This is a genomic window from Rheinheimera soli, from assembly GCF_021290985.1.
Lineage (GTDB): Bacteria > Pseudomonadota > Gammaproteobacteria > Enterobacterales > Alteromonadaceae > Pararheinheimera > Pararheinheimera soli.
Map to the genome: position 1 here is coordinate 59,053 of NZ_JAJOYU010000005.1, position 16,830 is coordinate 75,882.

11 protein-coding genes are annotated in these 16,830 nt (G+C 48.2%); 3 read left to right on the top strand and 8 right to left on the bottom strand.

Annotated elements, in window-relative coordinates; genetic code table 11:
• Positions 1 to 4 precede the first annotated feature (4 nt).
• Entirely contained in the window at positions 5 to 3,094 is a 3,090-nt protein-coding gene (locus LSG37_RS05425; RefSeq protein ID WP_233078913.1) for a TonB-dependent receptor, read from the bottom strand.
• Between the two features lie 387 nt (positions 3,095 to 3,481).
• Here LSG37_RS05425 and LSG37_RS05430 point away from each other — a divergent pair, with 387 nt between their 5' ends.
• Positions 3,482 to 4,483 (top strand): alpha/beta fold hydrolase, encoded by a 1,002-nt coding sequence (locus tag LSG37_RS05430; protein ID WP_233078914.1) that lies wholly within the window; start codon positions 3,482 to 3,484, stop codon positions 4,481 to 4,483.
• Between the two features lie 34 nt (positions 4,484 to 4,517).
• Here the strand turns inward: LSG37_RS05430 and LSG37_RS05435 are convergent, their stop codons facing one another.
• Positions 4,518 to 4,997, bottom strand: coding sequence for a DMT family transporter (locus LSG37_RS05435; protein ID WP_233078915.1), 480 nt, complete (start codon positions 4,995 to 4,997; stop codon positions 4,518 to 4,520).
• 23 nt (positions 4,998 to 5,020) lie between these two features.
• Complete coding sequence (locus tag LSG37_RS05440; protein WP_233078916.1) at positions 5,021 to 5,455, bottom strand: DMT family transporter; 435 nt, start codon at positions 5,453 to 5,455, stop codon at positions 5,021 to 5,023.
• Positions 5,456 to 5,562: 107 nt separating this feature from the next.
• Between LSG37_RS05440 and LSG37_RS05445 the strand changes: the two genes are divergently transcribed.
• Positions 5,563 to 6,513, top strand: a complete 951-nt coding sequence (locus LSG37_RS05445) for a LysR family transcriptional regulator (protein ID WP_233078917.1) — start codon at positions 5,563 to 5,565, stop codon at positions 6,511 to 6,513.
• 142 nt (positions 6,514 to 6,655) lie between these two features.
• Positions 6,656 to 7,963 carry a short-chain fatty acid transporter gene (locus LSG37_RS05450; protein ID WP_233078918.1) on the top strand — a complete coding sequence of 436 codons (1,308 nt, stop codon included), beginning with the start codon at positions 6,656 to 6,658 and terminating at the stop codon, positions 7,961 to 7,963.
• A 1-nt stretch (position 7,964) separates the two neighbouring features.
• Here the strand turns inward: LSG37_RS05450 and LSG37_RS05455 are convergent, their stop codons facing one another.
• The 5 genes from LSG37_RS05455 to LSG37_RS05475 form a co-directional block, all read right to left on the bottom strand.
• Positions 7,965 to 8,651 carry a DUF6445 family protein gene (locus tag LSG37_RS05455; RefSeq protein ID WP_233078919.1) on the bottom strand — a complete coding sequence of 229 codons (687 nt, stop codon included), beginning with the start codon at positions 8,649 to 8,651 and terminating at the stop codon, positions 7,965 to 7,967.
• Positions 8,651 to 10,159 carry a tryptophan halogenase family protein gene (locus LSG37_RS05460; RefSeq protein ID WP_233078920.1) on the bottom strand — a complete coding sequence of 503 codons (1,509 nt, stop codon included), beginning with the start codon at positions 10,157 to 10,159 and terminating at the stop codon, positions 8,651 to 8,653. Before LSG37_RS05460 ends, LSG37_RS05455 begins: the two co-directional genes overlap by 1 nt.
• A gap of 7 nt (positions 10,160 to 10,166) precedes the next feature.
• Positions 10,167 to 11,549: a tryptophan 7-halogenase gene (locus LSG37_RS05465; RefSeq protein ID WP_233078921.1), complete on the bottom strand. Its 1,383-nt coding sequence runs from the start codon at positions 11,547 to 11,549 to the stop codon at positions 10,167 to 10,169.
• 4 nt (positions 11,550 to 11,553) lie between these two features.
• Entirely contained in the window at positions 11,554 to 13,095 is a 1,542-nt protein-coding gene (locus LSG37_RS05470; RefSeq protein ID WP_233078922.1) for a tryptophan halogenase family protein, read from the bottom strand.
• A 102-nt stretch (positions 13,096 to 13,197) separates the two neighbouring features.
• A complete protein-coding gene (locus LSG37_RS05475; RefSeq protein WP_233078923.1) occupies positions 13,198 to 16,536 on the bottom strand; it encodes a TonB-dependent receptor in 3,339 nt (1,112 codons plus the stop codon).
• Positions 16,537 to 16,830: the final 294 nt, after the last annotated feature.

The window sequence follows — 16,830 nt, forward strand, 5'->3', positions numbered from 1 at the left end:
CAGGTTAAAAGTCATAACGCATACCAATCTGGTAGCGCGCACCTAAGTCAGTCAGATACCACAACATAGCTTCGTTGCGGGCATGAGAGCGACTGTTTTCACCTGTCAGGTTCAGACCTTCAACAAAGACGGTCAGTTGCTCATTCACATCATAGGCGAGGTTGACGTCCAGTTGCCAGTAAGCTTCTTCAAAGCGTGGGTTGTTAGAGCCACCTTTGTTCACTTCAGCCAGGTATTTGTCGCGCCAGTTCCACGCTACCCGGGCAGTCCAGCCTTCTTTCTCATAGATACCAATCAGGTTGGCTGTATCGCTCAGACCTAACAATGCAAACTGAGATTCGCCTGGGTCAGCCGCGACGTTAAAGCCGATATCACCTCGTACTAAGGTATAGTTAGCCTGCACACCAAAACCTGTTTCACCGAAGAAATGCTGAATAGCTAACTCGGCACCATGTATTTTGGCAGCCCTGTTGTTATCAGGTGTACTGGTACGAAATTCCATTTCCGGATCATCAGGATTGGCAATTAAATCAAAACCTGCATTGTTGGCCAGGAAGTCTATTTGTTCAGGTGTACCGGTAAACTGAGGATTTGCGCCAAACTCGGCAATCATATCCGGATGGTTACGGTATTCAGTGAAGACCATCATCGCATAAAGATGAGTGTCATCCACCGGGAAACCAGCATCGCGAATAGCCTGCAGTGCGGCAATAGCGCGTGGGCCTCCAGTCACGTCAAGAATGCCAAGCAATGGCTGATCAACCTGACGGCTACCGATAAAGTTCACTACATCCTTTTGGAACAAACCAGCGGACATATAGCTGCCATTGTCGTAATACCATTCCAGCGATAAATCGTAGTTAGACGATTCCAGCGGCAACAGCCCAGGGTTAGAAGCGTTGGCTGTAGGTTGAGCACCCAAAAGTGTTGAACCACCACCGCCACCAAAGTTCGAAGCGGATACACCTAAACTACCTAAACCGGCACGGGCAATAGTTTTACTAAAGGAGAAACGGCTGATGACATCATCACTCAGATGTAAGGTAAAATCTAAGCTTGGCAACAGGTAGTCATAGCTATTTTCGGCATTGAAAGGTTGTGCCGGAGTAGTGCTGTCTGCATAAGCAACAATATCATTGTTGTCTTCCCAGCGGAAAAAGGTTCTGCTGACCAGCGAGCTGGACTCAGACTCAGTTTTTTCATATCGCAAACCCGTTAACACATCAAAAGGCATCTTGCCGATTTCACCGGCCAAAGCCACCTGGAAATAAGCCGCCATAGTGTCTTCTTTGACAATATTGTCAGCAGAATAAGTTGTTTCAGAGGCTGTTGGAATACCAGGGTATAAAGCCAAAGCTGCAGTGTACAAAGCGCGTGGGTCGGCAATAAAACCGTAACCACCCGGTAAGGTGTTGTAGTCATCAAATTCACCCGGTAAATCAAAGGGTTGGATCAGATCACCAAACTCACCTGGATTGCCAACGTTCCAGTTACCTAAGGTTATATTATTACCAGCGGTTTGCAGAGTGCGGGATTCCATATTACGGATTTCCACACCAAAGTCGAAATGGCCATCGTCCAGCGCATATTTTGCATCCAGCTTAAATTGCTGAATATCGCTTTCCTGACTGGCGTTACGAATACGGCCAATAGAAGAACCTACATCACCCGCATCGACCATACCGTTGGCATTGGCACCTTTACCCGGAGCTGCATCGTTATATACGTTCAGATAAGTAGGTAAATCCATACCCCAAAACCATTCACGGGATTCGACGATAGGAGCACCCAAACCTACGGCTAATTCACCAGAATTACGTGGGCCAGTGCCGCGGCTGTGCATCTTGGAGTCGTGAGCATCAAATTCCAGAGTCAGGTCATCACTAACCAGATACTCAAAATTTACACCCACAGATTTCAAGGTATTGGTTTGTTCACGCCATTGCTGCTCGTAACCTTCATCGACAGTACTTGCATACTCTTCTTTAATGTAAGTAGGGGTTTTAACAACATTGTTATCAAATTCAACTTCTTTGATATTGCTGCCAGTTTGCACCCAGTTGGTGATCTCACCACGGTGTTCAACTATGTTATTTTCGGCGAAAGTATAGTCGCCAGTTGCGGTGAATCGTTCTGAAGGTCTGAATTGTAAAGTCAGTTGTGCATTGTCACGTTCCCGTTGTGAATCTGAAAATGCATAACGAATGTCATTGGGACGTGTATACAGTTGGCCTTGAGCCGGCGCGTTTGTCACCTCTGTATCGGCATTGTTCCAGAGTCGGCCTGGAGCATTGAGATCGTCCCAGTAGCCAACCTGCCAGTCATTGACTGTAGCACCAGTGTAACCTGAGTCCCGTTTCTGATGGCTGGCAGAGACACTGACACCAAATTTATCGTCTGCAGTGACATGGCTGAAAATACCTGATACTTCAGGGGTAATATCGTCGCCCGCTCTGTTGGTGGTGTCATGTGCTGCTTTGACACCTATGCTGGCTGCACCACCCGGATTCTCTAGTGGGCGGGCCGTTTTGATATTCAGAGTGGCACCTATACCACCTGTGGCTATATTGGCTTTGCCAGTTTTATAAACTTCAACGCCACTGATACTTTCAGAAGCCAGATTGGAAAAGTCAAAAGCGCGGGAACTACCACCACGGCTGGTGCCGTCAGCACCTGAACCTGCAGCATAAGTATTGGCAGCAGGCATAGTACGGCCATTCAGAGTGACCATATTATTGTCAGCACCAAAACCCCGTACTGTTACTTCAGAACCTTCACCGTTGGTGCGGCTGATGGACACACCTGAGATCCGCTGCAGAGATTCTGCCAGGTTAGTATCCGGGAACTTACCTATATCCTCAGCAGAGATGGCGTCTACCACCCCCATCGAATTCCGTTTAATTTCCGCTGCTTGTTGCAGACTGGAACGTACGCCATAGACAGCAATGATTTCCACCGGTGCTGTCTCTGAAGCTTTAGTTTCTTGTGCTTGTTGCGTTTCCTGCGCATAAAGTGGCAGAACTACGCTGCCACTCAGTAGCAGGGTGACAGCCCTTGCTACTGCGGTTCTGGTAAATATCTTATTATTGTTCATCTATCCATACCCTCTTGATTTATATTAGTCACCTGAATCAAGGATCTGGCCAGCTATACAGCCAAAAAGCTGTAGTCACTGAAAACCGCCAAATTCTCTTTTTGTTAAGGTGCTGAACTTACCGGCTTCCTCCACGTCAATGCCGAATTGCCAACTCCCCCAAAATTCATTGTAGTGATACAGTCAGAAGCTTGATTTTGCCAAAATGCGTTACCCTCTTGCTTTTTTTTATATTTTTTCTTGAACAGAAAATAGCCAGCACTTTTTTTCAGATAAAAAGCAGCTGGCATAGTGGCTGTATTTGATTGCTTCCTGTTTGAACTTAACCCGATTGAAGTATTCTTAGAAGTAACTCTATGAATTAAATTACTTTTGTGAGGATGTCATTTGAAACTTGTACAGATATCTCTGTTGTTAGGCTTAGTCAGCGCAGCGCTGCCTGCCGCGGCAACAGCTGCTGTGTATGGCCCACGACTGGAAGGTTTTGACTATCCTTACCCTGTGCAGCAATTTGGTGTGAACAGCCAGCAACAACAGCTGGAGATGGCTTATCTGGATGTTCCCGCCGCAAAACCCAATGGCAAAGTGGCGTTACTGCTGCATGGCAAAAACTTTTGTGCCGCCACCTGGCAAGGCAGTATTGAAGCCTTAACTGCAGCGGGTTACAGAGTGATAGCGCCGGACCAGATTGGTTTTTGTAAGTCCAGCAAACCAAAGCAGTACCAGTTTAGTTTTCAGCAACTGGCGGTTAATACCAAAGCTTTGCTGGACAAGCTTAATATCAAACAAGTGACAGTGATGGGCCACTCAATGGGCGGCATGCTGGCGACTCGTTTTGCCTTGTTATACCCAAACGAGACAGAGCAGCTGGTGCTGGTGAATCCTATAGGGCTGGAAGACTGGAAAGCTTTAGGTGTGCCTTATCGTACTGTGGATCAGTGGTATCAGCGTGAGTTAAACACCTCTGCTGCTGGTATCAAACAGTATCAGCTAAGTACTTATTATGCTGGCAAGTGGCGACCAGAGTTTGACCGCTGGGTGGAGATGCAGGCCGGTATGTACAATGGGGAGGGCAAAGAGCAGGTGGCCTGGAATTCAGCTTTAACGGCAGAGATGATTTTCACCCAGCCGGTGTTGTACGAATTTGGTCAATTGAAGATGCCTGTGCTACTGATGATTGGCGAGTTGGATAATACCGCCATCGCCAAAGATATAGCGCCAGCTGAACTTAAGCCCAAGCTTGGCAATTACGCCACACTTGGTCCTGCGGCAGTAAAAGCTATGCCGAATGCGTCTTTGATTACTTTTGCTGATTTAGGCCATTCGCCGCATATTCAGCACCCGGAGCGTTTTCATCAGCAGTTGATTAAGCAGCTACAACCTAAGTAGCTGCTGGTGTTGCTATTGGTTTTACTGCATAAGTTTATTCGGCAGCTAAGTGGTCCTTTGGTTTAGCTTCGGTGGTTTTGCCGCTGCTATAGATAAAATACAGCGCTATACCCAAACATAAAATAGCGCCCAGCCGCTGCTCTGAAAGTGGCATGGCGCTGTTGTCCAGCCAGCCAAAATGATCAATCAACATACTCATGGTCAATTGACCAAAAATCACCGCAACTGTGGCTATAGCTGTGCCAATACGTTGTACTGCCAGCACCATAATCACTATGTAAGGCACACCCAGCAGTGCTCCGAGCAATTGCCATTTAGGCACATCCAGCAAAGTGACACTGTATTTAGGTTCAAAGAAAAAGATTAATAAAGCCGTGATTAATGCGCCTAAAGCAAAAGTCAGAAAAGCACAGCGAAACACACCTACCTGAGCGCCCAAGCGGCCATTAATAGCGGCCTGAATACTTAATACTGCACCTGCAAGCGCAGCCAGAATAATCATTAAAATCGTCATGGTTTTTCCTTAGAACTTGTTTATTAGCTGCTGGCCATCAATACCAATGCAATCACTATGAAAAATAGTGCGAGCAGACGTTTGGTATCCATTCTGCGGTGCGGCACCCCAAACCAGCCATAGTGATCAATGATCAGGCTTTTAAATACCTGACCGGCCAAAATGCCGACCATGGTCATAGCTATGCCAATAATGGGCGCAGCCAGAGTCAGAATAACCACATAAACAGGCCCTAATACGCCACCGAGCAGTTGCCATGAAGGCTGGCTAAAAAAGGATGGGCTGTTGCGTGGGCTAAAAAACAGCATCAGCATAAAAGTGATGGCAGCACCCACAGCAAAAATACTGAAGGTGGCCCATAACTTACCCACTGCAAGCCCCAATGGCCCTAGTAAACCGGCCTCTACCGACAACCCCATTCCACCTGCTACCACCAGTAGCAATAACAACATCTGCATAACTTTTCTCCACTGCTGCAGGGCTGATTCAAGCGGCGCAGCATATAGCAGTGCTTGGTTGCGAAAAACGCTATAATTCAGAAATCACCTTTGCAGGATTTGCACGAATGAATGACTTAAATGCAATTAGTATCAGAAATCTGCTGTTTTTTATCAGCGTGTTTGATGCACAGAGTTTTTCAATAGTGGCGCGAAGGGAAGAAGTGTCAGCTTCTATGGTGTCGCGTTCTGTGCAGCAGTTAGAAGACGCACTGGGTCAACAACTGTTTTATCGCAATACAAGGGCTGTGATCCCTACTGAAGCGGGGCGGATTTTTGCGGACTATGCGCGCGCCATGGCTGAGCAGTTGAGCGAAGCGCAAAAAGAGTTACAGGATAAAACACTGCAGCCAGCCGGTGTGGTTCGGGTCAATGCGCCAGTGTTTTTTGGCCAAAAACATATAGCGCCCTGGTTAGCCGAATTAAGCAACAGATACCCAAAACTACAAATAGAACTTAGTCTAACCGACGATTTTATTTACCCTCACCGTGAAGCGGCCGACCTGATTTTCCGTATTGGTGCTTTGGCTGATTCCTCTTTTCATGCGCGGGTGATTGGAACGCAAACTTATTATCTGGCGGCTTCTCCTGACTATATAAACAAACACGGCGAGCCAAAAACACCTGCCGATCTTCCTCAGCATCAGGCTTTGGTGTATCGCGGCTCTTCAGGGCCAAATCGATGGCTGTTCAAAGAAAAACATGATGGAGAAAAACAAGCCAGTTGGGTTCATTCGCCAGTCAAGGCTGTTTTAACCTCCAACAATGCCGACAGCTTATTTACAGCAGCATTAACAGGTATGGGGCTGGTGCTGTTTCCCGACTGGCTGATTGGCGACAGCCTGAAACAAGGTAAGCTGGTTCTATTATTACCCGACTATGAAGCTGCCATTAAAACGGAGCCACAATGTATAGCTGCTATTTACCCTCATGTTCGGCATCCACCGCTGAATGTGCGAGTGCTGATTGATTATTTTATTGAAGTCTATGGTTCGCCGCTGTATTGGCAGTTGGAATAAATGGGCAACTGGAATAAACGGGCAGTTGGAGCCATAAAGGCAGAATATAAAGATACAACAATCCATAGGTCTATCCTGATTGCCCGAATAAACGCAGTGCTTTATGGTACTAGCAGAAGCAGATAAAAATGATGGATAAAAGATGCTGAATGTCGTTGCTAAACCGCTGGTTAAACTGGTGGAACGTTACCTGCCTGACCCTTATATTTTTGTGTTGTTATTGAGTCTGTTGGTGTTTGTTGCCGCCATAGTTTTTGAGCAACAAAGCCCTTTGGCTGTGGCGCAGCAATGGGGTGACGGCTTTTGGGGCTTGCTGAGTTTTTCAATGCAAATGCTGTTGGTGCTGGTGACAGGTTTTATGCTGGCCAGCACCCCTTTAGTCAGCAAACTGCTGGACAGGCTGGCAATGCTTGCTAAAAGTGCAGGTCAGGCCATAGTGTTGGTGACGCTAGTGTCTTTAGCTGCGAGTTGGCTGAACTGGGGTTTTGGTTTAGTGGTTGGCGCTTTGTTTGCTAAAGCTTTGGCGCGGCGCATTCAGGTCGATTACCCCTTGCTGATTGCCAGCGCCTATTCAGGTTTTGTTATTTGGCATGGTGGCTTGTCGGGTTCAGTGCCTTTAACTATTGCCACGTCCGGCCATTTTGCTGAAGCCCAAATCGGCATTATTCCAACATCCGACACTATTTTTTCGTTGTTTAATCTGCTGTTGCTGGCTGCTTTATTTATCTCTGTGCCGCTGCTGAATTACCTGATGCGACCTAAAGCTGAAGATGCAGTTTATATAGACCCCGCTAAGTTAAAGCCTGAAAGCCTGCCTGATTTAACCACCGAACGTCCTGCCGATAAGCTGGAAAATAGCTTTGTCATCACAGCTTTAATTGCTGTGGCCGCCGGAGCTTATTTGCTGCAGTATTTTGCCAAAGCAGGTGGGCTGAATCTGAATATAGTGAACTTCTTGTTTTTATTTCTGGCGATTTTGCTGCACGGCACACCAAGGCGTTTATTGCATAGCTTGCAGCAGGCTATTCAGGGCGGAGCTGGCATTATTATTCAGTTTCCGTTTTATGCCGGTATTATGGCCGTGATGATGCAGTCGGGTTTAGCTCAGTCTTTATCACAGTGGTTTGTTAGCTTTGCCACGGCAGAAAGTCTGGCGTTCTGGACCTTTTTGAGTGCTGGTTTAGTCAATATTTTTATTCCATCCGGTGGTGGTCAGTGGGCCGTGCAAGCTCCAGTGATGATACCTGCGGCTTTGGAATTAGGAGCTGAAGTCAATCGTATAGCTATGGCTGTGGCCTGGGGCGATGCTTGGACTAACTTAATCCAGCCGTTTTGGGCTTTGCCTGTTTTGGCGATAGCTGGCCTTAAAGCCAAAGATGTAATGGGGTATTGCTTGCTGCAGTTGCTGGCGACAGGTGTCATTATCAGTCTGGTTTTGAGTTTTATCTGAGTCAGGCCTTCGCTGCCGACAGGAAGGACGCGATAGTAAAACGGCCGGAAAATGGGTTCAGATCGTAGCTGTAATCAGGCTTGATATCGCCTGAGTGCAAAGATGAGCAGCGGTACAACACCAGACGGTTAAAACGGGCTGGTACAGTAGCAATCACCTCAAAGAGTGGCGTGTTACCACAAATGTAACCCTTTGGCACACCATGCTTTTGAAAATCAGCCTGCAAAGCGTGCTGATAATTGACCTGACACTCTGGCGTAATAGCCTCATAGCCTGTGCTGCGGTGGCGATAAAAACTGGTGCCGCCGTGGCGTTCATCACATAAGTAATAGATGGCCGCCAGTTCGTCAGGGTAAGGCCGGTCAAAGTGGGGAATAGACTGCATAGGCGACAATGTTGCCGCCGGGGTACTGACCAGGGAAAAATAGCTTTCAATCTGCCGCAGTTGTGTTGGCGCCAGGCCAAAACAGTCCTGAACAGCTTGTGCTAACTGCTGTAGCAGGAAAGTACCAAAGGCGGCTGGCGCAGCAGAGCGTAAGCCAGGATACAAACCCCCAGCTTGTTTCACCTCTCCTTGTTGCAAGGCATACTGGAGCAGTTGCTCTGGCTGTGGAATAAAATCATCCACCACCAGCAGCGGCTGTTGCTGCTGGCCTATCCGGCTAAACCTTACTACAGGCTGCCTCATTAATAGACTTTTCCGGCTTTGCAATGCAGGTCGATAAAGCTTTGATGAGACGGCATATGGTCGACAGATTTGCGGATCACGCTGCGAATTCCCTCCAGCCGCTTTGCCAGCTCAGCTTCAGGGAACAAATCGGCCATAGGGTGATAGCCTTGTGGTGTTATGCCTTGCCCCAGCATGACTTCAAACCAGCTCAGATCGCTGAACATTTCATTGTTAAAACGGAATATGCGGCCATTGGCTTTAAATTGTTGGATTTTTTGGCTCAGTTCATCCGGCACTGGCATAGTGCGGCAATAATTCCAGAACTCTGAATCAGTGCGATCTGTGGCATGGTAATGCAGGATCAGAAAATCCCTGATCTTGTCATAGTCAAAGTGCATCTGACGGTTGAATTCGTCTATGTCACTTTGGGCAAAGTTACGGTCGGGGAAAAAACTAAAGAGTTTAGAAATAGTGGCCTGTACCAAATGCAAACTGGTGGATTCCAGCGGTTCCATAAAGCCACCAGCCAAGCCAACAGCCAGACAGTTTTTATTCCAGAATTGTTTACGTTTGCCAGTAACAAAGCGGATGGGCCTTGGTTCTGCCAGCGCTTCACCATCCAGATTCTTCAGCAAAATAGCCGTAGCTTCATCTTCTGACATAAAACGGCTGCAGTAGACATGGCCATTACCCACTCTGTGTTGCAGTGGAATACGCCACTGCCAGCCAGCTCTCTGGGCTGTGGCTCTGGTAAAAGGCCAGGGTTCAGAGGTGGTTGCGCTTGGCACTGCAATAGCTCTGTCGCACGGCAACCAGTGGCTCCAGTCTTCATAGCCGGTTTTCAGGGTTTGCTCAATCAGCAGTCCACGAAAACCGGAGCAGTCGATAAAAAAGTCAGCTTCGTGTTCAGTGCCATCGGCCAGACGTAAAGAGCGAATAAAGCCATTATCCAGCTGACGTACTTCAACTACTTCACCTTCGGTGCGCTGCACGCCCCATTGTTCGGCTAATTCACGTAAATACTTGGCAAAAAGCCCTGCATCAAAATGAAAGGCGTAGGCGATATTCGACAGAGGCGAGTTGCCTGCATCCATGGATCGCATAAAGCGCTGTTCAAGGCAGGCCATTGAACTCAGGGTATATTCATCCAGCGGTGCGGCTTTGCCCAAAGCGCGCATTTTTAACCAGTAGTGATAAAACTGCAGTCCTTCCATATTTTTGCCGACATCGCCAAAAGCATGGAAGTAGCTACTGCCCTGTTTTTGCCAGTCCACAAACTGAATACCCAGTTTAAAGGTGGCCTGAGTGCGGCGCATAAAGTCGTTTTCGTCCAGCCCAATCAATTCGTTGTAGAGCATAATCTGCGGTATGGTGGCTTCACCTACACCGACAGTGCCTATCTGTTCTGATTCTATGACCTGGATCTGACAATACTGGTTTTTTAATACTTTCCCTAAAGCAGCTGCTGTCATCCAGCCGGCAGAGCCTCCACCTAATACGATGATTTTTCTTATTTTTTCTATCATAACAACCTCAATGTGAAAGCTGCTGCAGGCAGCGATTCAGGGTATCAATCTGAGAGGGCATAGCGGCAACTAATCTGGCTATCTGTTGCTGTACTTGCCTTAATCCTTGTTGTATTTCTGTTTCTGTCCGCTTTGCCAGCAACATACTGCGAAGTTCGGGTGTGAGACCAAGACCTTGCATCAAACCAAACCATTGGCCCGCTTTAATGGCATCGGTTTCTGTACTCAAAACGCGGCCTAAGCGGGCAAAAGCCTGGCCAGTTTTAGTCGCCAGCGGTTGCTGATGCAAGTGCAAAAAGTCCTGCACCTCAGACTGATACTGTTGCCAGTGCTGGTTATACATCAGCGCAGTGGCCGGGCAACTGCTTTGGTTTGGCAACAAATCCAGCCAACGTATCAGCAGATACTGCAAGGCGGTCAGGCCGTTGTACAGAGGGCAATCCAAAGCCGCTGCTGCTTGTCCAAAACGCAAATGATTATGCTGCCAGGGTTGGCATTCTACAGGCTGCTGTTTGGTGTAGTTTTGCCAGTCGGTTTGGCCTGTCAGCTGTTGCAGTTCGTGCTTGATCTTTGGTAAATCAGCAGTCGGATCTGTGCATTGGCTAAACCAATGACTACCTTGCTGCAAGGGCAGCCGCACTAACCAGCCCCATGAGGTCTGGATCACAGAGCTGTAAGGCTGCTGCAATAGCACAGTTGTGTCCTGAGCAGAGAAAAGCTGTACAGTGCGGCTTGCCTCGTCTGCTGTGGGTTCTGCTCTGCAATCCAGGCAATAACCCACAGGGATAACAGCGCCATTGTCCAGCTGCAGGCTGCTGATCTGGCCTTGAGCGCTGTAGTCAATCTCCACTGTTTGACTGCTGAGGAAGGTCACACCAAGCTGTTGGTTAAAGTGCTTCAGGCAAGCTGCGAATTCAGCGCTCTGTAGATGCAGGCCATAACTTAATGCTTCGGCCAGATCGGGTCTGTTTGCAGGGGCCAGAGCAAATTTACCCTGATGGGCTGCCTGGGCCGCTATGCTAAACAGCTCAGCCTTGCTGTCTGGCTCCTGTTGCAACAGCTGCAGTATAGCTTGCTCAAATTCAACTGCTGAGCCGTTCAGGCCATAGTGACCAAAAGGCACAAACCAGCGGTTTTCGCCGCTTTGATACTGACTGCCCAAAGAAAAAGTAGCTTGGGCTTTAGCCAGCACCAGTTGCAGCGGTAAACCTAACATCTGACAGAGTGTTGCGAGTTCAGGTCCGCATGCTACAGCAGCAGGTTCTTTGATCTTTGCTGGTAACTCCAGCGCTATACAGCGATAACCAAAAGGCTGTAGATGCCTGGCTACTATGGCTGTTGCCATCTGTAACCAGAGGCCATGGCCTATTAACACCAGAGGTTGTTGCATCCTTTTACCCCCTGTGTCCGTACAAACTAAAGGCGGGGGCAACTGCGGCACCTACCAGTTCAGTATGCTGTAATACCTGATGGTGGTCTGGCATAGCGTTCACCATCTGTTGCAGCTGGTGCTGATAGCTGCTGAACCAGGACTGCAACTGGTTTGGATCCAAAGCGCCAAGGCGGGCATCCAGTTGTTGTGGCTGTAGGCCGTGGCCCAGATAAAGTGCCAGCCAACTGGCAGGCTGAAACAGCCCTTGCCGGTATTCCAGCAGATGGCCAGTTTCCTTAAACATCTCCAGTCGCTGCGCCAGACTGTCAGGTATCGCCATCTGGGCGCAATACTGCCAAAAAGGTTCTGGTCTGGAATTTAGCTTGTAATGCAGTATTAATAAGTCGCGTACCCGCAGGTATTCAAGCTGCATTTTTTGGTTAAACAGCTCACGCTCTATATCTCCTACCGGGTTGGATGGGAAATACTGCAGCAGACTTTCAATGGCAATTTGCACCAGATATAAACTGGTGGACTCCAGCGGTTCCAGGAAACCAGAGGATAAGCCTATCGCAATACAATTTTTAACCCAGCTTTGTTTACGTCGCCCTGTAACAAACCGCAATGCTCTGGCTGGGGCTAAAGCTTTTTCCTCTAAGCCTGCCATTAATTCCTGCTCTGCGGCGCTGTCAGTCAGATAAGAGCTGCAATACACCACGCCATTGCCGGTGCGGTGCTGCAATGGAATACGCCATTGCCAACCTGCAGCTATAGCTTTTGAGCTGGTGTAAGAAGGTGGGGTTGGGTCTTTTTCGCTGGGTACAGCCAAAGCCTTGTCGCAAGGTAGCCAATGCTGCCAGTTGTCATAACCAGTCTGGAGCGTTTTATCTATAAGCAAAGCGCTGAAACCTGAACAATCAATAAAAAGATCGCCATCTATCTGCCGGCCATCTTCCAATATCAGTTGAGCAATATCGCCGTTGTTATGTTGTGCCACAGCCGTAACTTTGCCATCCAGCCATTCGACGCCCTGAGTGATTGAATGCTGACGTAACAAAGCGGCATACAGAGTTGCATCCAGATGATAGGCGTAGTTAAAAGCCGAGGCGGGGTCTTTCAGATCAGCCACTGGACGGCTGAACTTGCCTTGTTGGGCCATCAGTACGGCGAGCGAGTACTGACCATAGTCTTCTAGCCTGGCTGCTTTTTGCTGCTGTAACCAAAGCCAGTGTTGATGAAAAGGCAGGCCATATAAATCCTCACCACTTAAACCAAAAGGGTGGTAATAATCGCTGTTTGCCTGGCCCCAGCCACGAAAACGAATAGCCAGTTTATAACTAGCCCCTGTGGCCTGCATAAACTCAGTCTCGTCCAGGCCAACCCACTGGTTAAACTGGCGGATATGCGGAATAGTGGCTTCACCCACACCAACAGTACCTATCTGAGCCGATTCAATCAGTTGAATATTGTAACCATGTTGGGGTAAATATCTGGATAATGCCGCTGCTGTCATCCAACCCGCAGTGCCACCACCCAAAATAACAATACGTTGTTTAGCTTCCATAATGACTAATGTATAGCTCCTGCATAACAAGGTGCACTTTGGCGTTAGCCACCAAAGTGCACTTTGAATACTACAACCTCATAGCTCTACTGAGTAGCAACTTTAGAAGTTGCCACGCATCACTAAAGCGATACGACGGTCAGCAACAAACCATGAACGACCCGCTTCCAGACCTTCATCATTCAGCAGCATCAGAGTTTCTGATTGTGAGTTTGTCAGGTTAGTCGCCTGCAAACCTATGCTGAAATTATCTGTCATGTTGTAAAACACTGAGCCATCCAACTGACCGCTGTCGTCATACCAAAGTGGTGCTTTACTGATCACATCTCTGGTGGTTAACAGGTACTTGGAACGCCAGTTATAAGCCAGGCGCGAGCTCCATTTGCCTTTTTCATACATAGCAACCAGGTTAAAGGTGCGATCAGACTGCCCCTGTAAAGGCACATTGTCTAAGTTGACCCGTATACCTGTATCTGAGTTTTCATCTCCGTTCCAACTTTCATCTTCAACGTCTACGGTGTTATTGGGGACACCACTGGCATCTATATAAGTAAAGCTGGCTTGCATACCTAAACCATTCCAGGGTTCAGGCAACATGTCATAAAACTGTTGATAAGACAGTTCTAAACCATCCATTTTGCCATCGCCACCATTGGTTGTGGTGCTAATGAGTGAGGTTTGGGTTACCCCAGTGTCAGGGTTCGTCATGGATTGCGGAAATGCACCTTGCACAAAGTAATTTTTCAAATCTTTGTGGAACAAAGTGGCACTTAACTGACCCACATCAGCGAAATACCATTCCAGAGAAATGTCGTACTGTATAGACTCCATAGGTTTCAGGTAGGGATTGCCACCACTGCCTGTCCAAGCCGGAACAAAGGCGCGCTCTATCATATTATCCTGTGGTGGAGGCGGATTATCCGGGTCAATAACGCTAATAGGCCGCACCGACTGCACAGATTCATTGCCTAAAGTCACTCTGTTTTGTACATCACCCATATCAGGTAAAGCTACAGCTTTAGAAAAGGCAAAACGTGATACCAATTCGTCAGTCAGCTCCACTTTAATGTTGAAGCTGGGCAACAGCATGGTGAACTTAGTTTCTGCTGTCAGGCGCTGTTCGCTGTCATTACCAAAGGCTCTGTCGTTGTCTGGCAGGTAGTTGATCGGATCGCCCGCCCAGCGATTTTCAGGAGCTTCCAGTGCAGCTTCCAGATCAGCATAAGTACCTGCTGCTATCTGCTGATTCAGGTAATCCAGCACCACAGGTTGAGTCAGCTGTTGGTTTCGCAGTGATTCTGGTGGCAGAAAATCCGGTAGCAGATCCGGGAAAGTGACAAAACCATTGGCCTCACGGTCCAGTACCACATAACGTAAACCAATGTTACCACCATAACGCAGTTCGCCATCTCCTTCGAAATTCAGTCGGAAATACACGGCTTTGTTGGTTTCAGTGGTGTCATTGACTTCACCTGGTGTGAAAATGCCAAATTCTGAATCCACACCAGCGCGTTGTGGATAAGGAGTCCAACTGCCGCCAGCGGATTGGAATGGCTGTCGGGCTGGATTTGCTCCCATAATAGAACGGACATAAGCTTCAGTGGCATGTATGGTCTGGTTACCCGGTATATTGGCGATGCCGCCACCATGGAAATCTGACCAATCAACCAATTCAAAATCAGTCTCTGAGCCTTCCAGTGTATCCAGCCAGCCAGCGGGAGCAGCGCTACTGAACTCTGGTGCTAAAGCGCCCCAGTTCCAGCTGGTAGTCCGCACTGTTTGCTCACGTTTGGCATAACGAATACCAGCCTGAATGGAGGTCATAATGCCTTTGTTTTCCAGATGGTAAGTCGCGTCCAAACGAGTGGCAAAAGAATCGCCCTCTGAGCGTTCATAGTGATCCATGGCACTGCGCAGCAAATAGGAGCTTGGATCCTGGAAGTAATTACTATCTCCCGCCGGGTCACCGCTAAAGCCAGGATAACCATTGGCAAATAATTCCGGATTGGCATCACGATAACCAAACCAGGGGTCAATTAACGACATAGTAGGAGTGCTGCCTGTAACATCATAAGACTGACCAGCAAAAGCGCCGGTATGGACTACCACGTCATCGTCACTGGTTTCAGCCTTCACCACCTGGAAGTCGCTGGTTAATTCCAGGCGCTCATTCGGTTTCCATTTGAAATTCAGCGAGAAATCTTCAACCAGAGTTTCGGTATCTTTGACCCTGCTATCAAACTGCGTCATATAACCAAACTGGCTTCGGGCATTATCTCCCCAGGCTCTTGGGACTCTGTCAGCGTTGCCGTCGGCGGCGCGCCAGCCGTCTACACCCTGAGTGATAATACCTGATTCAAACAAGCCCTTGTCGTCGAACTCAAACTCTGTACCTTCAAGCGGACGGGTACGACGATTGTCTATGTTGTAGTAGCCCCCTTGATATTTCACCGCCTGCTCATGCCAGGATAAACGTGAATCAGAGCGGATATATTGAAAAGTACCAAGGAAGCTGTCATCGCTGTTTTGCCACTGCAAAGCCGTTGACATACCAGTACGTTCACGGTCATCAAATTTTTTCAGTAAGTTGGATGCATTGGGTAACCAGACTGTACCCTTGCCATCTGTTCCAACAAAATCTTCCGCACCTGGCAGAGTATTGGCGTAGAACGGCACATAAGCATCAGACTGAATACCGTGAGACTCGCCATACTGCTGAGAATGTGCGGCGTTTATCAAAAAGCCAAATTCGCTGCCACCATCAAGCTGATATCTGTCGCTAAAAATAGCGGACAGGGTGGGGCTGCCTTTTTCTGCCAAATCGCCATAAGAATAGTCGCCGCTAATGGAAAACAAGCGGCTGCTTGCGTCAAAAGGCTTTCTGGTTCTCAAACTGACTGTGCCACCAATACCGCCTTCAATCATATCGGCAGTCTGGTTTTTATAGATATCCACGCCACCCATTAACTCAGGTGATACGTCCTGAAAGGATAAGCCACGTCCAGAGTTGGCGGTAAATGAATCACGACCATTAAACTCACTGCGGGTTTGCGTCATACCCCGAATAATGGCGCCGCTACCTTCCACACTGAAGTGATCCGGGTCGTCTGGGCCGGCGAAACGCTCTATCGACACGCCTGGAACCCTCTGTATGGCTTCCAGCACGCTACGATCCGGCAGTACGCCAATATCTTCAGCGGAAATACCATCTACTACCGTATCAGCCAGGCGTTTGACATTCTGAGCGCTTTGCAGGTTCGCTCTGGTGCCTTTCACCTCTATGATCTCTACACCTTCTTTGACTGCTTCCTGCTCAGCTGTTTTGTCTGTTTCCTGCGCCTGAACAGAAACCGACATTCCCACTATGGCCATCGCCAGCAGCGACTTTCTGAATATGGGCCTGTCAGACCTTTTGTGTATTGCACTTCTTGTCGGTGCCATCAGCACTCTCCCCTTTTTGTTTTTGTCTTGCCACTCAACAGCAGTCAGTTGCCTCCCCCGTCTGTCCCTGTGGCGCTGTTTGCCAGCTATTATTATTTCCTGCACTTCTAGGCTAACGTACCGCTTTTTATACCGTTATTCATCGTCATAGCTGCCCATGTTGATACTGAGTCGTGTGAGTCTGGACGTCAAACCGTCTCAGAAAAAACGAAATAGCGAAAACAGAATTCGCACCTTTTTTGAGCGGTGATGCATTAACCTGGTGCAGATGGAATTTAACGAGATGAGAGGGAA